This is a genomic window from Balneolaceae bacterium, from assembly GCA_034521495.1.
In the GTDB taxonomy this organism is placed as follows: Bacteria; Bacteroidota; Rhodothermia; order Balneolales; family Balneolaceae; genus Rhodohalobacter.
Genome location: JAXHMK010000010.1, coordinates 710,408 through 724,768 on the forward strand (window position 1 = coordinate 710,408; position 14,361 = coordinate 724,768).

A 14,361-nucleotide genomic window follows, 5' to 3' on the forward strand; every position below is an offset into this window, starting at 1 on the left:
TTCTTAAGAATTTATTGAATTTTTAAGATTGGTGAGGTACAGGGCTATGACTCATCTTCATCACTATCCGGCCCACATACTACTTTAAATCCTTTCTTTCGAACTGTTCGGATATATTCAAATTCTGAATGTTTCCTGATTTTCTTCCTCAGGTAACTGATGTAAACATTGATGTAATTGGTTTGCGTATTGAAATCAATTCCCCAAACATTTTCTGCCAACTCCTCTTGCGATATAGTCCGTCCACTATTACGAACAAGGTAAACCAGTAAATTGAACTCACTGTTGGTTAAATCAACTTCGGCATCGTTAATTACCATCTTTCTTTCAATAAGATCAATTTCCATTTCGTAACAATTCAACTCTCTTTCATTGCCCTCTTGCGAGTTTGCACGCCTGTGGATTGCTTCAATACGCGCTAAGAGCTCTTCAACACTAAATGGTTTTGTAAGGTAATCATCTGCACCAACATTCAATATTTTAACCTTCATATTGGTTTCCTGCTCGGCAGACAGAACTAAAATTGGTGTAGTTATATCGTTTTCCCGCAGATCTACACAAACATCATAACCGGTACCATCCGGCAGGCGTAAGTCCAAAACAATCATGTCGAAATCGTTTTTATTGGCCTTTTCTACACCTTTTTTAACAGTATCTGCCTCAACTATATCTCCCCCATGATTTTCGAGAGCTTTTTTTACGAGTAGCCTGACAGTTGGATCATCTTCAATTACGAGAAATCTTAGCCCTTCTAATTTTTCCATATATACATCGGAATTTTAATCATTGATGAACAGATTAGTTAATCTACATGATTGTATTTATGAATCAGCGATTTTTGCAGCCAATCACAAATCAAACTAATGAAATCATCATTAAAAATATGTTTTTGATCAATCAGTTTAAAGTCTGCATGAATGCCATGATCAACCATTTTTTTAATTTCGCTTCTTTGCGGTTTATAGTCAACTAATTTATCACGTTTACCGTGAAGTGCAAGTATATTTAAATGCGAAATTAATTCCCAATCTTCATTTAAAATTTCTGTTTTTATTCTGGCACCTGCAACAATCAAATCATGTACAGATTTAGTTCTTGTCATTGCATAATATCCAGCCAGATATCCACCCATGGAATATCCAATTAAACAAAGGCGCTTATAATCAACTGAATTTTTCAATTCATCAATAACATGATCAAGGAATCCTGAGGTTTTTTCCAGGGATGATAAAAACTGCTTTTGATCCCCATCGTAAAGATACCAGGATGCTCCCCAATCTTTTGCCTTCTTTGCACTTCGTTTCTCATACAATGGATATGGGCCTCGGATGAATAGATGATACGCTTCAAATTTGCGAACAATTTGGGAACACCTACTCCTGAAACCCTCAATATTATCATTAAATCCGTGCAGATAAACAATCAGAGGTTTTGCTGTATTCTTTTGTCCCGTTTCAATTAATTTATATGGAACGTCAATACAAAATGGAGTATTCCCTGAGATAAGAAATTCATCTTTTTTGTTAATATTCATCCTCAGAAAAGTTATTTTGAAGAAAGCAGAATATCATCGATAATATAACTCATTTAACAGCCTAACCTACACTATATAAAACCTATTTCCCAAAGAAATATGAACACAATAAGAAATGATTGGTCACTGTCCGAAATTGAAGAGATCTACCACTCCCCACTTTTAGAACTTATTTACAGATCTGCAACTGTTCACCGGGAATACCACGAAACCGGAGAAGTTCAGGTGTGTACTCTTTTGTCGATAAAAACCGGCGGATGCCCTGAAGATTGTGCCTACTGTCCTCAATCAGCCCGCTACCAAACAGAAGTGGATGCTGAAAAAATGCTTGATTCAGAAGTGATTCTATCTGCAGCTCAAAAAGCCAAGGATGCCGGAAGCACACGATTTTGTATGGGAGCTGCATGGCGCAATGCACGTAAAAATAAAGATTTTGATCGAGTAATTGAGATGGTCAGAGAAATTACTGATATGGATATGGAGGTTTGCTGTACACTTGGTATGCTAACCGATGATCAAGCCTCAAAGCTGAAAGATGCCGGCCTGTATGCATACAATCATAACCTGGATAGCAGCGAAGAGTTTTATAATCGAATTATTTCTACCCGAACTTATCAGGATCGACTTGACACGCTCCAAAAAGTTCGTGACAATAATATTTCCGTGTGTTGTGGGGGTATCATTGGTATGGGAGAAACCCATCGGGATCGAATTGAGTTAATACACAACCTGTCTACTATGCCCATACATCCGGAATCTGTTCCAATTAATGCTTTGATTGCTGTAGAAGGAACTCCGATGGAAGATCAACCGAAAGTACCTTGGCATGAGATGGCACGTATGATTGCCACAGCTCGAATTACTATGCCAAAATCTATGGTTCGTCTTTCAGCAGGGCGAGTAAATATGAGCATGGAGGAGCAAGCACACTGCTTCATGGCCGGGGCCAATTCCATATTTACAGGCGAGAAACTTCTTACCACTTGCAATAATGACCTGAGTGAAGATCAAGTGATGTTTGAAACTCTTGGCCTGACTCCTCGAGAAGCTTTTAAAGATGAAAAAGTACCGGTAGCTTAGACCGAATTAAGCAAGAATAGATAAATATATCACTTCAGGTAATTGGTGGGTGAACCGGATTAGTAATTAACATTTGTTAAAGTAAGGCCTTTTGCCGGTGCAGTATGGCCTTTTCGGTTTACCTCCTTTGCGGATAGAAGATTGCCGAATTGTTCCTTCGAAATTGTTCCAACTGAAGCTTGAATCATTGCGCCGACTAAGCGACGTACAAGATGTCGCAAAAAACGATTCGCTTCAATTTCATAGGTCAGTTTGTAATCTTCCTTTTTCCAAATGCTTTTGTTGATGGTACAGATTGTGGTCATCTCAGATTCATCGGGCGGAATACAAAAATTGATAAAATCGTGTTCTCCCAGAATCACTTCTGCACATTCAAATAGTAATTCAAGCGAAATAGGCTTGAATACGTACCATGAAAAATTTCTCAATAACGGAGAGGGCCTTTCCAAAACCAGGTATTCATACTGTCGGGTTTTCGCATAAAAGCGTGCATGAAAATTGTCATTAACCTTTTCTGCTTTAATAAGAGCTACATCTTTTGGCAGAAGCCCACTTAAAGCTCTGTGAAGGCGAGATATGCTGTATGATGCTGGTAAATCAGCATGTGCAACCTGAGCCCTTGCGTGTACACCTGAGTCCGTTCTGCCTTGCCCTTTGATAACAATTTCCTCTTGGTAAAAAATTGTCAAAGCTTTTTCTATAACTTCCTGAACTGTTCGTCCTTCGGGTTGCTTTTGCCAGCCATTAAAATTCGTACCATCGTATTCAAATGTTAATTTATAACGGTTGGCCATCTGTACTAATCAGTAATTAAAAGTTCAGGGTTAACCTGGCAGTAACTCCTACCTTTTTTTCATCTATCATTACAGGCATAAGTGTCATTTCAGGAACATTTAGTTGTGTCTTGGCACGATTGTATGCACTTAATGCACTTATAACTCTATTCACGACCATCAATCCTAAAATTGCCGGTAACTGATTTTCAACACGGTCTACATCTGAACGGAGATCATTATATTTATTACGGTCTTCTGTGGTTTTCCAATTCCACCTGTTTTCTGTTTGATCCTCATAAAGCCTGTTCCAGTTTCTGCTTCGCAATTGATACTCATTGTATTCCCTGAGTGTATTAAAATCACCCATTGCTAATTGAAAGGAACGGCTGCGATCTGAAATCGAAACACCTGCTTTTAATAATGCCAATGTTTCATATTGATTTTCAAGATTTTTAGCCCGGGTTGAGAACCCAAAATAAGAGGCAATCAGAGCTATTTCAGCACCGAGGTGAACCTGTCCTCTCCTCCATTTTTCCTGATTTACATAGTAATGTCCCCAACCGGGTACAACCAAAGAGCGAATAAAAGCACCCTCCCGGCTTTTCCCATCCTGTGCCACGGATACGGTAATCTGCAGGAACATCAACATAAAAAGAATCAGGCAGCCAATGATCTGTTTATACATAACATTCAGATTTGAGTAGCAATAGCCTAAAATAAAAAAAAGCGACTCCAAATATTGAAGTCGCTTTGAAATAAGTACTAAATGGCTGATTTATTATTCGCCATCTTTTGGAAGCAGTGCTTTCCTTGAAAGTCGAAGTTTACCGCCATGCTCAACTTTCAGAAGTTTTACTTTAACGGTATCCCCTACTGAAAGAATATCTTCAACTTTGTTCACATGGCTGTGGTTCAACTCAGAAATATGAAGCAATCCTTCTTTTCCGGGTACTATTTCAACAAATGCCCCGTACTCTTTAATCGCTTTCACTGTTCCTTCATAAGTTGCTCCTTCATCAAGCTCACCAGCAATTGCCTGGACTCGTTTCTTGGCATTTTCAGCTTTTTCCAGGCTGTCGGCAGATATTGTAATCTGTCCTTTGCCCTCTTCGTCTTCTTCGATCCAGATCTCTGTATCTGTTTCTTTCTGAAGGGTTTGAATCACTTTACCACCAGGTCCAATCACCGCACCGATACTGTCGCCGTCAATTGTCATGTTGATAAATTGGGGTGCATAGTCAGAGATAGATTCTCGACCTGTGGAAATTGTTTCAGCCATTTTTTCGAGGATATGCAATCTGCCAGTTCTGGCTTGCTCAAGTGCTTCTTCGAGAATTTCAAAGCTGATACCCTGAACTTTCATATCCATCTGGGTAGCGGTAATACCGTCAGCTGTTCCGGCTGTTTTGAAGTCCATGTCTCCCATGAAATCTTCTTCGCCGCGAATATCAGAAAGTACTACGCTGTTGTCATCTCCAACAATCATACCCATTGCAATTCCAGCAACCGGTTTTGGTAAGGGAACTCCCGCATCCATCAAAGCCATGGAACCACCACAAACAGATGCCATAGAGGATGAACCGTTAGATTCTAAAATGTCTGAACGAACCCGAATTACATATCCGAAGTCTTCAAATTTCGGAAGCACCATCTTCAATGCACGTTCTGCAAGATGACCATGACCAATTTCTCTTCGGCCGGGTCCTCTCATAAAACCTGATTCCCCAACACAAAATGGCGGGAAGTTATAGTGAAGATAAAAGGTCTTGTCTTTCTCAAAGTAAAGCGTATCGACCGATTGAGCATCTTGTTTGGTACCAAGAGTAACTGAAACCAGTGATTGTGTTTCTCCACGTGTAAAGACAGCTGATCCATGAGCACGAGGCAGATATCCCACTTGAGTCCAGATATCACGAATATCTTCAGGTGATCTTCCATCAATACGTCGTTTTTTCTCCAGGATCATATTACGGAGTTCCCGCTTCTCTATTTTGCTGAGAAGATCTGAGATTTCATCCCCCGCTTCCTCATACTCTTCAGTTGCCGTCAACTCCTCAATAACTGCATCTTTAACCTCTTTAAGACGACCGTTGTACTCCTCCTTGCCAAGGCCAATATTAACGATCTCGTTAATTTTATCAGCAGCCAATTCTTCAACTTTAGTTTTCAGGCTCTCATCAGCAACCGGAGCCTCAAACTCTCGTTTTTCCACTCCAAACTCATTTCGGAGTTCTTCCTGGAATTCACATAGCTTGGCAATTGCCTTATGCCCTTCTTTTACGGCAGCCAGCATCTCACCTTCACTAACTTCTTCCATCTCTCCTTCAATCATAATCACGCTTTCGGCTGTACCGGCAACAATCAGATCCATCTCGCTCTCTTTCAGCTCATCGATGGTTGGATTGATAATAAATTCACCATCAATTCGGCCAACTTTCACTTGTGCCATTGGTCCGGCATAAGGAATATCTGAAATATGAATTGCAGCAGACGCACCCAGTGCTCCCAGTACATCGGCTTCGTTTTGTCCGTCAGATGAAAATACCTGACAAATTACCTGGGTATCGTTGTAGTATCCGTCTGGAAACAGAGGTCGTAAACTCCTGTCAATCAAACGGCTGGCAAGTGTCTCTCCTTCTGATGGACGACCTTCCCGCTTAATAAATCCACCCGGAAATTTTCCGCCGGCTGAAAAGCTTTCTCGTAAGTCTACAACCAATGGAAACCAGTCTTGTCCGGGTTTTGGTTCTTTTGCACTTACAACTGTACACAACACCATCGTATCGCCCATGCGAACCATTACAGCTCCATCAGCTAACTTTGCAAGTCTTCCCGTTTCAACAGATAGTGTTTTTCCGGGTGCAAACTCAACACTTTTAAAATCTTCTTTCATAAATCTATTTTTTCTTTCGTCTTAATTTTCAAATGTAATATCCTTTTTTAAAGCAAATCAAACAAATACCGAGTGGTAAGCTGGTGATATTTGAGGATATAAAAAAAGGCACGTTAATAAAACGTGCCTTATTGGAGATGCTTATTTTCTAATACCAAGTTCCTTAATCAATTCCCGGTATTTAACGATATCAGTATCTTTCAGGTAATTGAGAAGACGTCTTCTTTTACCAACCATTTTTAGCAGGCCGCGTCGTGATGAGTGATCTAATTTATTTTCACTCAAGTGCTCCGTTAAATCGTTAATTCGAGCAGTAAAAATTGCAATCTGTGCTTCAGTTGATCCCGAATTTTCTGCGGAACCACCAAAATTATCAATAATTTCTTGTTTCTTTTCTTTTGTAATACTCATTTCAGGTTTATAAAATTTTACTTGGTCTAATATAGCTTTTTAAAATAAAGTTATTTCAAGTGTTTTGCAATATTCGGAGAGCTATTTTCTAAAACAGAAAGTACAGCCTGTTTATCCTTTTCAAGTTGATTTATTAAATCCTTTACTCCCTCAAACTGTTGTTCATCCCGGATGCGTTGTACAAACTGTAACTGTATCTCTTTACCATAAATCTCTTTGTCAAAATCAAGAATATGTACTTCAAGTGTTATGGTGTCATCCTCAAATGTTGGACGCTGCCCAATATTCATCATTCCCTTATAGAAATGAGTCTTCATATCGTACCCAAACAGCATATACACCCTTTTTTGGAATAACTTTTTTGTCGTTTTGAGGTTTTATATTCGCCGTAGGAAATCCAATTTTTTTACCGCGTTTATCACCATGAACTACTGTACCATTAAGAATATAATATTTATCCAAAAGTGAAGCTGCCAATTCCATATCACCCTTTTCATGAATGGCATTTCGTATGGCTGTACTGCTAACTGTTCTATCACCAACTTCCTGCTTAGACACTATATGAGTTTTAAACCCTAACTCTTGTCCCAATTCCTGAACTGTATTAATCGTACCTTCTCGATTTCGGCCAAACTGATGATCGTATCCAATTACAAAATCAGATACACCAATTTTCTCCCAAATGATCTCTCTTACAAATTCTTCAGATGTCAATAGCGAGAAATCACGGTCAAATGGAATAACGACCATCTCATCAACTCCCAAATCAGCCAGTAATTCACTGCGTTCATCAAGAGAGCTCAACAACTTTATACCGGCCTGGCCCGGGTTGATTATATCTCTTGGATGAGGATCAAACGTAACGATTACACTTCTTGCATCCTCTTCCTTTTCAGCCAGATCTATCACGCGGTTCACAAGTACTTTATGGCCTGCATGTACGCCATCGAATGTGCCCACAGTCAACACCGTTTTTGGATCTCTTTGAACATCATTAAGAAATACAATTTTAGCCATTTTTCTATTCTATGCGTTCATCAAATTGTTTAGGAGTGAGTGCACTGTCAACTGAAAATTCTCCGATATCAATTCTTCTGAGCCGTTTAATATGTGCGCGGCTGTTCAGTGCGATTCCCAGATCATGTGCAAAAGATCGAATATATGTGCCTTTACCACAATGAATGCAAACCGAAATTTCGGGGAGGGAAACCTCTTCTATTTCTACGGAATGAATCGATATCTGACGTGGTGGTAATTCAACCTCCTCCCCTTTTCGCGCTTTTTTGTAGAGTCGCTGCCCCTTCACGCGTATAGCTGAGTATGCCGGAGGAAATTGAGTAATGGTACCTGTAAATTGTTCTTTAATTGCTTTTTTTATCGCTTCTACTGTAATATGGCGCCATTCAGCATGCTCATCGGGTTCGGTTTCTGAATCGTAACTCGGAGTTGATGCTCCAAATTGAATCGTAGTACGATATGTTTTTGGGAGAGCTTGAATTTGAGATATGGTTCGCGTGGCTTTACCGGTACATAAAATCAGGAGTCCGGTAGCTAAAGGATCGAGGGTTCCGGCATGGCCTACTTTTTTAACCGGTAATCTGTTTCGAACATATTTAACAACATCAAAACTGGACCATTCAAGAGGTTTATCCAAAAGAATTGCAGCACCGCTTTTAAAAATATCTTTATTAGAAATGGAACTGCTTTCTTTATCGATCACTGGCAAATCAGAAAGCGGAATAATGTTTTTTGCCATGGACTGATTAGAGAATTAAGACATGTCTTTTTCAGAATTTGAGCCATCATTTGTATCGGCTCTGCCCTCTCGCGCTTTTTTAAAAAGCCGCTCCATCTTATTTACATATTCAGCGGTGTCATCCTCATAAAAAAGGAGTTCCGGAATTCGCCGAACCTGGTTCCTTATTTTTGATGCAAGTTGATATCGAATCTCATCTTGTGCATCATCAATCGCTTCATAGATGGCTTTTACATCTCTGTCTGGTGAAAAAACGCTCAGATAAATCTTTGCAATTGAGAGATCCTGTGTCATGCGTACCTGGGTTACCGTAATAAACGTTCCCGTGGGCTGATAATCCTGTTGAAGAATCTTACCAATATCTTTTTGAATAACTGAGCTGAGTCTCTCTGTTCGAATACTCATAATTCACCACATTTAATTGAGAGTTAAAACTTCTACTTGGTCAGGTAAGAATCTTTATAACCTGTTTAGCGGGCATCTTCAAGCTTCCGCTTCTCTTCAACAACTTCATAGCTTTCAAACTCGTCACCTACTTTTATGTCATTGAAGTTCTCAATACTGATACCGCATTCATAACCGGCCTGTACCTCTTTTACATCATCCTTAAACCGTTTAAGAGTATCTATATTTCCATCATAGATTACAACTCCATCGCGGATAATACGGATTGGATTATTACGGTGTATTTTGCCTTCATTAACATAACAGCCGGCGATGGTTCCAACTCGTGATATTTTAAATATCTCACGCACTGTCACCAGGCCTTTCATCTCTTCTTTAATTTCAGGACTGAGCATACCTTCAAGTGCATCATGGACTTCATCAACCGCATCGTAAATAACACTGAACAACCGAATATCAATACTTTCGGTCTCAGCAAGTTTACGGGCTGTGGATGTTGGACGAACCTGGAATCCAATGATAATTGCGTCAGACGCAGAGGCAAGCAAGACATCACTTTCGGTTATAGCACCTGAGCCTGTATGAATGATGTTGACTGAAACCTCGTCGGTACTAAGTTTCTGCAGAGCACCGGAAAGTGCTTCAATAGAACCGTCCACATCAGCTTTTATAATGATATTCAATTCAGAAACTTCTCCGAGAGCCATTCGCCTGGAGAGATCGTCCAGTGTAAGATGTTTAACTTGCCTGAGTGATTGCTCACGACGTATTTGCTGCCGTTGATTTGCAATATCTTTTGCAGTTTTCTCATCTTGTGGAACAATCAATCGGTCACCTGCCTGCGGTGTATCATCAAAACCGGTTAACTGGATAGGTGTTGATGGACCAGCTGATTCTAAACGTTGACCGTGTTCATTTTCCATTGCCCGTACACGCCCAAAAACAGGTCCGGCTACAAATGGGTCGCCAACTTCCAGCGTCCCGTTCTGAATTAAAATATTCGCTACAGTACCTTTTCCTTTATCAATTCTGGATTCAAGTACAATTCCCTGTGCCAGTCGGTCAGGATTTGCCTTCAGTTCCATCAATTCAGCTTCAATCAATACTTTTTCAAGAAGTTCGTCTATGCCTTCGCCGGTCTCAGCAGAAACTTCAGCAACCTGGTTTTTGCCGCCATACTCCTCAACAATTACATCGTGTTCTGAGAGCTGACTCTTAATCTTATCAGGATTTGCTCCCTCTTTGTCCATCTTGTTAATAGCAACCACAATCGGTACTCCGGCCGCTTTAGAGTGGTTAATCGCCTCAATAGTCTGAGGCATCACGGCATCGTCAGCGGCTACAACAAGAATTACAATATCTGTTGCCTGCGCACCACGACTCCTCATAGCTGTAAACGCTTCGTGACCCGGTGTATCAAGGAATGTAATTTTCTTGCCGGAATCTGTTTCAACTTCGTAAGCACCTACGTGCTGTGTAATTCCACCCGCTTCACCGGCTGCTACCTTCGCTTTACGGATATAGTCAAGAAGCGATGTCTTACCATGGTCAACATGCCCCATAACAGTAATAATGGGAGATCGTGGTTTGAGATCTTCAGGATCATCCTCCTCAACTTCGATCTCCTCTTCAATCATCTCTTCGGCATCAACAAACTCTACATCGTAATTATATTCTTCAGCTACCAATTCAATCGTTGCAGCATCTAACCTCTGATTGATAGAAACCATCATACCAAGCGACATACATGTTGTAATCACATCGTTGGTTTTTACTCCCATCAGGTCAGCAAGATCACTTACAGTAATAAATTCTGTAACCTCGAGCACTGATTCTTCGAGCTCTTCAAGTTCCTCCTTCTGAGCACGTTCTTCCTCTCTCTCCTCTCTGCGCTGCTTACGTCGTTTTTGACGTTTGCTTCCAACAGTCTCTCCACCTTTAATTCTCTGGAGAGTTTCACGCATTTTCTTTTCAACATCCTCCTCATCTACCTTGCTGCTTCTGCGTGATTTTTTCTTCTTAGATTTTTTAGAAGATTTACCCGAGCTATCGTCGTCTTTCTTCGATTTCTTTTTCTTGTCTTTTCTTGAATAATTCTCATCGGGATCGAGGCGGTCTTTCCGGCGTTTTCTCTTTTTCCTTTTTTTCCTGTTTTCCCGAGAAAACTCAACTTTACCCAGAACTTTCGTTCCGCTCAGTTTATTTGCACGGCCCCGGACAATTTTTTCATCATCTTCTTCTTCCTCATCTTCTTGATCTTCTTCATCTTCTTCATCATCTTCATATTCTTCATCTTCTTCTTCGTCTTCGTCTTCGTCTGCTTCTTGCTCTGAGTCTCCCTCCTCTTCTTCTTCTTCATCTGATTCATCTATAACTTCCTCATCATCGTCTTCTTCTTGCTCTTTAGAGACCTCTTCTTGCTGAGTTTCCTTTTCTTCTTTGTCTTCACTTACTGTCTTTTTCTCAGCTGCTACTTCATCTGTTTTATCCTCTTCGTCCTCATCCGAATCTTCTTCTGCAGCAACAACATCTTCCTGTTTATCTGCTTCTTCTTCAGTTTCAGTAACTTCTTCCTTAGCCTCAGAAACCTGTTCTTCTTCCTTCTCTTTTTTCTCTTTCTCCTCTTCTTTCGGAGATTCATCTTCTTCCGGTTCAAGTTCTGCTTCTGGCCCTTCATCCTCCTCTTCGGGCTCAAGTGGCAGATCATCTATTGGTTCAAGATGACTATCAATCGTCACACTTTCATTCCGGCTCGACATGATTTGATTCCGGCGACTTTCATATTCTTCTTTCGCCTTCTCATGTTCAAGACTTTTCTCCTTATCATCACCATAAACACCCTCAAGCACATCATACATCTCCTCGGTGATGCTGGAGTTTGGACGATTGGTTACATCGAACCCGTTCTCACTCAATGTATCTACAATGGATTGAGTGGCAACATTGAATTCAGATGCTACCTTAAATAGCTTTTTTGGTTTTTGCTTCGTCATAAATGGGTGTTACGTGTTTATATACTATAAAAAGTGAAAAATCTTTTAGAATCTAAAGGTACGATCAATCTTCTTCGTCCTCAAATTCATATGCAATGATATCGATAATCCTTTCTGCTTCTTCTTCGGTAATTTGGCCTTCTGTTCGTCGTACCAGTTCCTCCTCATTTAATTCAAGTACGGCCCGGGCACTATCGCAACCGATTTCCCGAAGAACATCAATGGTTTCAGCCCCGAAATCAATTTCAAATTCTGCGATGTCAATATCATCTTCCTCTTCAACTTCACGGAATACATCAATTTCGGCATCCACAAGTTTCGACGCCAACCGGATATTAACCCCACCCTTTCCAATTGCTTTGGACACTTCATCAGCAGGAACAAGAACACTGGCACGTGACCCGTCTTCATTCAATTCAACTTTTAAAACTTTAGCCGGTTGAAGTGCACGTTTAATGAATTCAATCTTGTCGTCGCTATAGTTGATTACGTCGATATTCTCATTTTGAAGCTCACGCACTACAGCATGAATTCGAATTCCCTTCATTCCAACACATGCCCCTACAGGATCAACCCGTTCATCATGAGAGATAACCGCAACTTTCGAGCGATCCCCCGGTTCCCGGGCTATCCGCCTCAGTTCAATGATACCGTCAAAAACTTCGGGAATTTCATTTTCAAACAGCCTTTCAAGAAAAAGAGGCGACGTTCTTGAAATAATTACAGTTGGATTCCCGCTGTAGCGTTTTACTTCTACAACAACAGCACGGATGGTATCTCCTTTATGAAATCGGTCCTTATAGATTTGTTCGTTTTTGGGAAGTAATAATTCCACACCATTATGATTGACCAGGATATCTTTATTGTTTCGTACCTGGTATACATCCCCTAAAACAATTTCACCGATTCTGTCGGAGTAATCTTCAAAAATATTATCTTTCTCAATCTCACGTATTCGTTGTGCCAACTGCTGGCGAGCCATTGTAACGGCTCTTCGACCAAAATCCTGAATTGAAATCTCCTGCGCATACTCATCATACAATTCAAGATCCGGATCATGCTTTTGAGCTTCTTCAAGTGCAATTTCAGTGACCTCATCCGTCAACTCATCTTCCGGAACAACTTCCCTGATATGCAGAATTTGAATCTCTCCCCGATCTGCATTTAAAATAACTTCAAAAGCCTCATCTGATTCATATTTCTTTCGGATCATGGTCCTGAAAACATCCTCAAGAATAGATAGCAGCAGGTCCTTATCAATTCCTTTGTCTTTTGCTATTTCAGCAAAAGACTGAATAATGAGCTTAGAAATATCGTCTTGCATCAGAAATTTTCTTTAAAAAGTTAAAAACTAAATTTTAGGGATAATTTTTGTTTCTACAATATTTTCGAATGAAATATCTACCACGTTATTATCGTCCGTTTCTACGGATATCTTATTCTCATCTACTTGCCTGATAACGCCTTCCACCTTATGATATTGATCGTCCTGCTTAAATTTAACTCTTGCCGTTCGACCTTTGTTTTTCAGATATTGTCGCATATCAGACAATGGCCGGGACAATCCGGGAGATGAAACATTGAGCCTGTACTGGTTCGGAAATATATTTTCATCTTCCAGCAGATCTCCAATTTTCTTGCTCATTGCAGAAAATGTTTCCAAAGAGATACCTTTGCTTTCAGAATCAACCAACACCCACACTTCGGGTACTTTCTGATGTTTAATTTCTACATCTACAAGAAATGTATCCCCTTGTTCTACAATGGGATAAGCAATTTCTTTAATTTTTTCTATTGACTCGTTTTGCATCCGTATCACTACCTGTAAGTACAAAAAAAAGTGAGAACCTCGCGGCGCTCACTTCACAGACTTGAAAAATAACCTAAAATGTAGAAAATTACAACTAAGCTGATCTTCAAATAGTTGTTAACAAGTATGCTTCATTGCCGGCTTAAAATTTGTATTAACATCCACAAGAACCAATTTAAATGAACCGAATACTCCTATTTTTCTTGTTTACCCCTGTACTTCCCTTATTATTTATTTCATCATGCAACGATACCAATCAACAATCTGAAAATCAGATCAAAGAAACCGGTCGGGAATTAGAATTTATTGGCGAAGTTTCATTTATCAGAGCCGAAAATGATACCATTTCAACTATAGATGTTGCCGTGGCTGATGATAATAATTCCCGAAGTGAAGGCCTTATGAATGTAACAGAGCTACCTGATGATTCCGGAATGCTTTTTATCTTTTCAAATGACAGTCCCAGAAGTTTTTGGATGGCGAATACTCCCCTTCCCCTTGATATTATTTTTGTGAATTCTGACATGGAGATCGTTCGTATTCACAGAAATACCCAACCCTTTTCGCAGCAGAGTATTCAGTCAGAAGCTCCGGCTCGTTTTGTGGTAGAAGTAAGTGCAGGATATACACTTGAACATGATATTCGTGAAGGAATGGACATCAAAATTGAAGGTGTAAATTTCTAATCTCGCTTATCTAATCC

Annotated in this window: 15 protein-coding genes; 2 read left to right on the top strand and 13 right to left on the bottom strand. The window is 40.1% G+C overall.

The window, feature by feature from the left end; genetic code table 11:
- Positions 1-44 precede the first annotated feature (44 nt).
- Together U5K72_11960 and U5K72_11965 are read right to left on the bottom strand one after the other, a co-directional pair.
- Entirely contained in the window at positions 45-764 is a 720-nt protein-coding gene (locus U5K72_11960) for a response regulator transcription factor (GenBank protein ID MDZ7719522.1), read from the bottom strand.
- Positions 765-802: 38 nt separating this feature from the next.
- Positions 803-1,534 (bottom strand): alpha/beta hydrolase, encoded by a 732-nt coding sequence (locus U5K72_11965; GenBank protein ID MDZ7719523.1) that lies wholly within the window; start codon positions 1,532-1,534, stop codon positions 803-805.
- A gap of 99 nt (positions 1,535-1,633) precedes the next feature.
- Between U5K72_11965 and bioB the strand changes: the two genes are divergently transcribed.
- On the top strand, positions 1,634-2,614 hold the full coding sequence (bioB, locus tag U5K72_11970) for a biotin synthase BioB (GenBank protein MDZ7719524.1): 981 nt from the start codon (positions 1,634-1,636) through the stop codon (positions 2,612-2,614).
- Positions 2,615-2,673: 59 nt separating this feature from the next.
- On the opposite strand, the gene truA is transcribed toward bioB, so the two are convergent.
- From truA to U5K72_12025, 11 genes are all read right to left on the bottom strand, one after another.
- Complete coding sequence (gene truA, locus U5K72_11975; GenBank protein ID MDZ7719525.1) at positions 2,674-3,408, bottom strand: tRNA pseudouridine(38-40) synthase TruA; 735 nt, start codon at positions 3,406-3,408, stop codon at positions 2,674-2,676.
- Positions 3,409-3,424: 16 nt separating this feature from the next.
- Positions 3,425-4,075, bottom strand: a complete 651-nt coding sequence (locus U5K72_11980) for a hypothetical protein (protein ID MDZ7719526.1) — start codon at positions 4,073-4,075, stop codon at positions 3,425-3,427.
- 93 nt (positions 4,076-4,168) lie between these two features.
- Positions 4,169-6,283 (bottom strand): polyribonucleotide nucleotidyltransferase, encoded by a 2,115-nt coding sequence (pnp, locus tag U5K72_11985; protein MDZ7719527.1) that lies wholly within the window; start codon positions 6,281-6,283, stop codon positions 4,169-4,171.
- Between the two features lie 141 nt (positions 6,284-6,424).
- Positions 6,425-6,694 (bottom strand): 30S ribosomal protein S15, encoded by a 270-nt coding sequence (gene rpsO / locus U5K72_11990; protein MDZ7719528.1) that lies wholly within the window; start codon positions 6,692-6,694, stop codon positions 6,425-6,427.
- 50 nt (positions 6,695-6,744) lie between these two features.
- Positions 6,745-7,011: a riboflavin kinase gene (locus tag U5K72_11995; GenBank protein ID MDZ7719529.1), complete on the bottom strand. Its 267-nt coding sequence runs from the start codon at positions 7,009-7,011 to the stop codon at positions 6,745-6,747.
- A complete protein-coding gene (locus tag U5K72_12000; protein MDZ7719530.1) occupies positions 6,992-7,711 on the bottom strand; it encodes a riboflavin kinase in 720 nt (239 codons plus the stop codon). Before U5K72_12000 ends, U5K72_11995 begins: the two co-directional genes overlap by 20 nt.
- A gap of 4 nt (positions 7,712-7,715) precedes the next feature.
- Positions 7,716-8,450: a tRNA pseudouridine(55) synthase TruB gene (gene truB, locus U5K72_12005; protein MDZ7719531.1), complete on the bottom strand. Its 735-nt coding sequence runs from the start codon at positions 8,448-8,450 to the stop codon at positions 7,716-7,718.
- Positions 8,451-8,465: 15 nt separating this feature from the next.
- Positions 8,466-8,855, bottom strand: a complete 390-nt coding sequence (rbfA, locus tag U5K72_12010; GenBank protein ID MDZ7719532.1) for a 30S ribosome-binding factor RbfA — start codon at positions 8,853-8,855, stop codon at positions 8,466-8,468.
- Positions 8,856-8,920: 65 nt separating this feature from the next.
- The gene (gene infB / locus U5K72_12015; protein ID MDZ7719533.1) at positions 8,921-11,848 is read right to left on the bottom strand and encodes a translation initiation factor IF-2; all 2,928 of its coding nucleotides are present in this window, start codon (positions 11,846-11,848) and stop codon (positions 8,921-8,923) included.
- A 64-nt stretch (positions 11,849-11,912) separates the two neighbouring features.
- A complete protein-coding gene (gene nusA, locus U5K72_12020) occupies positions 11,913-13,172 on the bottom strand; it encodes a transcription termination factor NusA (protein MDZ7719534.1) in 1,260 nt (419 codons plus the stop codon).
- Between the two features lie 27 nt (positions 13,173-13,199).
- On the bottom strand, positions 13,200-13,658 hold the full coding sequence (locus U5K72_12025; protein ID MDZ7719535.1) for a ribosome maturation factor: 459 nt from the start codon (positions 13,656-13,658) through the stop codon (positions 13,200-13,202).
- Positions 13,659-13,837: 179 nt separating this feature from the next.
- On the opposite strand from U5K72_12025, the gene U5K72_12030 reads away from it, so the two are divergent.
- Entirely contained in the window at positions 13,838-14,344 is a 507-nt protein-coding gene (locus tag U5K72_12030) for a DUF192 domain-containing protein (protein ID MDZ7719536.1), read from the top strand.
- The last annotated feature ends 17 nt before the right edge of the window (positions 14,345-14,361 follow it).

Bases quoted from the DNA above. Each gene is read 5' to 3' on its own strand.
- U5K72_11960 (MDZ7719522.1), bottom strand. From the start codon at position 764: ATGGAAAAATTAGAAGGGCTAAGATTTCTCGTAATTGAAGATGATCCA.
- U5K72_11965 (MDZ7719523.1), bottom strand. From the start codon at position 1,534: ATGAATATTAACAAAAAAGATGAATTTCTTATCTCAGGGAATACTCCA.
- bioB (MDZ7719524.1), top strand. From the start codon at position 1,634: ATGAACACAATAAGAAATGATTGGTCACTGTCCGAAATTGAAGAGATC.
- truA (MDZ7719525.1), bottom strand. From the start codon at position 3,408: ATGGCCAACCGTTATAAATTAACATTTGAATACGATGGTACGAATTTT.
- U5K72_11980 (MDZ7719526.1), bottom strand. From the start codon at position 4,075: ATGTATAAACAGATCATTGGCTGCCTGATTCTTTTTATGTTGATGTTC.
- pnp (MDZ7719527.1), bottom strand. From the start codon at position 6,283: ATGAAAGAAGATTTTAAAAGTGTTGAGTTTGCACCCGGAAAAACACTA.
- rpsO (MDZ7719528.1), bottom strand. From the start codon at position 6,694: ATGAGTATTACAAAAGAAAAGAAACAAGAAATTATTGATAATTTTGGT.
- U5K72_11995 (MDZ7719529.1), bottom strand. From the start codon at position 7,011: ATGAAGACTCATTTCTATAAGGGAATGATGAATATTGGGCAGCGTCCA.
- U5K72_12000 (MDZ7719530.1), bottom strand. From the start codon at position 7,711: ATGGCTAAAATTGTATTTCTTAATGATGTTCAAAGAGATCCAAAAACG.
- truB (MDZ7719531.1), bottom strand. From the start codon at position 8,450: ATGGCAAAAAACATTATTCCGCTTTCTGATTTGCCAGTGATCGATAAA.
- rbfA (MDZ7719532.1), bottom strand. From the start codon at position 8,855: ATGAGTATTCGAACAGAGAGACTCAGCTCAGTTATTCAAAAAGATATT.
- infB (MDZ7719533.1), bottom strand. From the start codon at position 11,848: ATGACGAAGCAAAAACCAAAAAAGCTATTTAAGGTAGCATCTGAATTC.
- nusA (MDZ7719534.1), bottom strand. From the start codon at position 13,172: ATGCAAGACGATATTTCTAAGCTCATTATTCAGTCTTTTGCTGAAATA.
- U5K72_12025 (MDZ7719535.1), bottom strand. From the start codon at position 13,658: ATGCAAAACGAGTCAATAGAAAAAATTAAAGAAATTGCTTATCCCATT.
- U5K72_12030 (MDZ7719536.1), top strand. From the start codon at position 13,838: ATGAACCGAATACTCCTATTTTTCTTGTTTACCCCTGTACTTCCCTTA.